This window comes from Vibrio sp. D173a (assembly GCF_030248475.1).
Window position 1 is genome coordinate 1 of the sequence record NZ_JAHGAH010000988.1, and the last position, 961, is coordinate 961.

Here is a 961-nt window from a genome sequence, read left to right on the forward strand (position 1 = left end):
GACCCGGCGCGCCAGAAACACCAACCAATACCGTTGGCTTCGCGTTGCGAACAACGTCTAGAAGAGAGAAGCCCGTACCGTCGCTTTCCCAGCTTGCAGTGTTCTTGTTGGTTTGAACAAGACGCTGTTGGAAGTCCAGTAGGTTTTGCATGCCTTCTTGCAGTAGGCCCCAACGGTCTACCATGTAAACTTGAGAGCGAGCTTGCTCATCGCTGATACCCTCAGACACCATCTGCGCGATGATTGCTTCTGCGATACCACAACCTGCAGAACCTGCACCAAGGAAAGTCACGCGTTGATCTGACAGTTTGCTACCCGCTGCTTTACATGCCGCCAGTAGTGAACCAACAGTTACCGCTGCTGTACCTTGAATGTCATCGTTGAAACAACAGATACGGTTTTTGTAGCGCTCAAGTAGTGGCATTGCGTTCTCCTGAGCGAAATCCTCAAACTGAACAAGTGCATCTGGCCAGCGACGTTGAACCGCTTGAATAAACTCTTCCACAAATGCGTCGTAATCTGCACCTGTGATACGAGATCAAGAACGATAGGTAGCATGTAAGCCGGGCTGATGCCGCCACACGCTGTGTATAGAGAAAGCTTACCAATTGGAATACCCATACCAACGATACCTTGGTCTCCCAAACCAAGAATACGCTCACCGTCCGTTACCACGATTACTTTTACGTTGTGGTTGGTCGCATTGTTCAGTAGGTCATCGATACGATCACGGTTCGGGTAAGAGATAAACAGACCACGACCACGACGGTAGATGTTAGAGAAGTTTTCACATGCTGCACCTACAGTTGGTGTGTAGATGATTGGCATCATTTCAGAGATGTGGTTTTGAACTAAACGATAGAAGAGGGTTTCGTTTGTGTCTTGGATGTTGCGCAGGTAAATGTGCTTATCCATGTCGTTTTCGAAGTTGCAGTACTGCTTGTAAGCACGCTCAACTTGC

General features: G+C 48.6%; 1 pseudogene. It reads right to left on the bottom strand.

The features are described 5' to 3' along the window. A pseudogene (maeA, locus tag KIV40_RS30775) lies at positions 1 to 961 on the bottom strand (oxaloacetate-decarboxylating malate dehydrogenase); the annotation flags it as partial.